The 3,940-nt window shown below is 67.8% G+C and carries 1 protein-coding gene; it reads left to right on the top strand.

The annotated features are described in order from the left end of the window. Positions 1–73: 73 nt before the first annotated feature. Positions 74–3,940: amino acid adenylation domain-containing protein (locus ACFVYE_RS47125; protein WP_389609742.1), on the top strand; the 3,867-nt coding region annotated here is incomplete at its 3' end.

Below are 3,940 nucleotides of genomic sequence, written 5' to 3'. Positions count from 1 at the left end.
GGCGGCATCCGACGGTGGCGCTGTCGACACGGCCGTACTGCGCGGATTCGTAGGGGACCGGTTGCCTGAGTACATGGTGCCCTCGGCGTTCGTCACGCTCGACGCCCTGCCGTTGACGCCGAACGGCAAGCTGGACCGGCGCGCCCTGCCGGCCCCCGAGTACACATCGAACGCGTCCGGACGGGCTCCCCGCACACCGCGGGAGGAGATTCTGTGCGGGCTGTTCGCCGAGGTCCTCGGCGTGGATTCGGTGTCGATCGACGACAGCTTCTTCGACCTGGGTGGGCATTCGCTGCTGGCGACCCGCCTGGTGAGCCGGATCCGTTCCGTACTCGGGATCGAGGTGAGCATCCGGTCGCTGTTCGAGGAGCCGACCGTTGTCGGCCTGATCGACCGGCTCGACGAGGGTGGTCGGGTCCGGGAGCCGTTGGGTGAGCGCGTCCGGCCGGAGGTCCTCCCGGTCTCGTTCGCGCAGCGCCGGCTGTGGTTCCTGGGCCAGCTGGAAGGCGTCTCCGCGACGTACAACATCCCGCTTGCCCTGCGCCTGAGCGGGGTCCTGGACGTGGAGGCGCTGCAGGCGGCGCTGGCGGATGTGGCCGGCCGGCACGAGAGCCTGCGGACCGTGTTCCCGCAGGATGCCGACGGCCAGCCGAGCCAGCTTGTCCTGGAGCCTGGCGCGGGTGCTCCCGAGGTCAGTGTCGAGTCGGTGTCCTCGGATGAGGTGGCTGCGAGGGTGGCCGGCATTGCGGGTACCGGTTTCGATCTGGAGCGTGATCTGCCGTGGCGGGTGACGCTGCTCGACGTGGACTCGGTCGATGAGTGGGTTCTGGTGATGGTGGTCCATCACATTGCGGCTGATGGCTGGTCGATGGCGCCTCTGGCGAAGGATCTGTCGGAGGCGTACGCGGCCCGGTGTCAGGGTGCGGCTCCGGTGTGGGACGCGCTTCGGGTGCAGTACGCGGACTACACGTTGTGGCAGCGCGAGGTCCTGGGTGACGAGGATGACCCGGAGAGTGTGATCGCCGGCCAGGTGGCTTTCTGGCAGGAGGTCCTGTCGGGTGTTCCTGAGCAGCTGGAGTTGCCGGTGGACTTCCCGCGTCCGGCGGTCGCCTCCCGGGAGGGAGCTTCCGTGGACGTGTGTGTTCCGGCGGACGTGCATGCCCGTCTGGTGGAGCTGTCCCGTTCGTGTGGTGCGAGTGTGTTCATGACGGTGCAGGCCGCGCTGGCGGTGTTGCTGTCGAAGATGGGAGCCGGCGACGACATCCCGATCGGGACCCCGATCGCGGGACGCACCGACGACGCCCTCGACGAGCTCGTCGGATGCTTCCTGAACACGCTGGTCCTGCGGACCGACGTGGCCGGTGATCCGACGTTCCGCGAGATTGTCGAACGGGTCCGGGAGGCCGATCTGGCTGCCTTCGCGCACCAGGACGTACCGTTCGAGCGGCTGGTGGAGGTCCTCAACCCGGCCCGTTCCATGGCCCGCCATCCCCTCTTCCAGGTCATGCTCACCTTCCATAACAACGCCCAGCCCGACCTCGACCTGCCCGGCATCCAGGCCACACCGGAACCCCTGCACACTGCGGCGGCGAAGTTCGACCTGTCCGTCAGCCTGGGGGAGGTCCACGACGCGGACGGCACCCCCGCCGGGCTGCTGGGACAGCTGGAATACCGGACCGACCTGTTGACGGCGGAGACCGTCCGGAGCCTCGCGGACCGCCTGGTGCGCGTACTCGGGACGGCCGTCGCCGAGCCCGATCGCACCATCCGTGAGATCGACGTGCTCGGTGCGGATGAGCGCGAACAGATCCTGACCGCGTGGAACGACACTGTCCACGAGGTTCCGAACGCGACGGTGCCCGAGCTCTTCCAGGCACAGGTGGCACGCATCCCTGACGCTGCTGCCGTGATCGGCGGCGGCATCGAGCTCACCTACGCCCAGCTCGATGCGCGAGTGGATCGACTCGCGGAGAAGCTGATCGGGCTAGGGGTGGACCGGGAGCGTCTGGTCGGCCTGTGCCTTCCGCGTGGCGTGGACATGGTTGTGGCGCTCCTCGCAGTGTGGCGTGTGGGCGGTGCGTACGTACCGCTGGACCCGGAGTACCCGGCGGAGCGCCTCGGCTACATGGTGGCCGACAGCGGCGCGGTGGCGGTGCTGGGAACACCCGACACCGTGAAGGACGTGCCGCTGGATTCGGTGCACGTTCTGCTGCTCGACGAATTCGACGGCGGCGATGCACGCGGGCCCGGCGTGCCCCGTGTCGCCGCTGACCCGGACCAGCTTGCCTACGTGATTTACACGTCGGGTTCGACCGGGCGCCCGAAGGGTGTCGCCATTCCCCACCGAGGCGTGGCCAACCTGGCAGAAGTGATGCGGCCGGTACTCGGCGTCCACGAAGGCGCAGTGGCCTTGCAGTTCGCCTCCTTCAGCTTCGACGCGTCCGTGCTGGACGTAGCCGTCACCCTCGCGGCCGGCGCGACCCTCGCGATCGCGTCGACCGCGGAGCGGTCGGAGCCGGAGGCACTGGCCGAGATGATCAAGCAGTCCGGCGTGAACGTGGCCAGCGTCGTTCCTTCACTGCTCGGTGTACTCGACCCTCGGGCCGTGTCCGGTGTGGGGAACTGGGTCCTTGGCGCCGAACTGCTGACGGCGGACCTGGCGAGCCGGTGGACGGCCGGCGCACGCATGTGGAACACCTACGGTCCGACCGAGGCTACTGTCATCACCACGGCCGTCGAGCTGGACAGGGACATCAGGCCCGAGGACCAGCCGCCGCCGATCGGACGGCCGCTCGGGAATGCCCGGGTGTATGTGTTGGATGCGGGTTTGTCGCCGGTTCCGGTGGGTGTTGCGGGTGAGTTGTATATCGCGGGTGCGCAGTTGGCTCGGGGTTATGTGGGTCGTGCGGGTCTGACGGCTGAGCGGTTTGTCGCGGATCCGTTCGGGGTGGTGGCTGGTTCGCGGATGTATCGGACCGGGGATGTGGTGCGCTGGACCGCGGGCGGGGTGCTGGAGTTCGTGGGCCGGGCGGACGCGCAGGTGAAGATACGCGGTTTCCGTATCGAGCCCGGCGAGATCGAAGCCGTTCTGGCCGGCCACGAGCAGGTGAGCCAGGTTGCCGTCGTCGTACGGGAAGACCGCCCTGGCAACAGGCGCCTGGTGGCGTACGTCGTGCCGGAGGCAGGCGCGGACACCGCCGATGCGGATACGGCTGGGCTGCGTGAGTTCGTGGCGGGGCGGTTGCCGGATTACATGGTGCCGTCGGCTTTTGTCACGCTCGACGCTCTGCCGTTGACGCCGAACGGAAAGTTGGACCGGTATGCGCTGCCGGTGCCGGAATACATGGCGGGCGCTTTTGGGCGGGCTCCCCGAACACCGCATGAGGAGGTGTTGTGCGGGTTGTTTGCCGGGGTTTTGGGTGTGGAGTCGGTGTCGGTTGATGACGGGTTCTTTGAGCTGGGTGGTGACAGTATTTTGTCGATTCAGCTGGTGGCGCGTGCGCGGGGTGTCGGGTTGGTTTTTTCGCCGCGTGATGTGTTTGAGCGTAGGACGGTGGCGGGTCTTGCGTCGGTGGTGGGTGTGTCGGCGGGTTCGGTGGTGGTTGAGGCTGAGGGTGCTGGTGTGGGTGTGGTGCCGTTGACGCCGGTGATGCATCAGGTGCGGGAGCGGGGTGGTCCGTTGGGTGGGTTCTCGCAGTCGATGTTGGTGGGTGCGCCGGTGGGGTTGTCGGTGGAGGGGCTGGTCGCGGTGGTGCGGTCGGTTCTCGATCGGCATGACGGTTTGCGGCTGCGGGTTGTTGACGGTGTTGAGGGTGTGGGGGGTTCTGGTTGGGGTTTGGGTTGGGGTTTGGAGGTGTTGCCGTCGGGGGTGGTGGATGTGGCGGGGTGTGTGTGTCGTGTGGATGTGTCGGGTGTTTCGGGTGTTGGGTTGGAGGAGGTG

This window comes from Streptomyces sp. NPDC058239, assembly GCF_042882185.1.
Taxonomy (GTDB): domain Bacteria; phylum Actinomycetota; class Actinomycetes; order Streptomycetales; family Streptomycetaceae; genus Streptomyces.
Note: the sequence above shows the minus strand (reverse complement) of the source record. Positions and strands in the feature narration are given on the sequence as shown.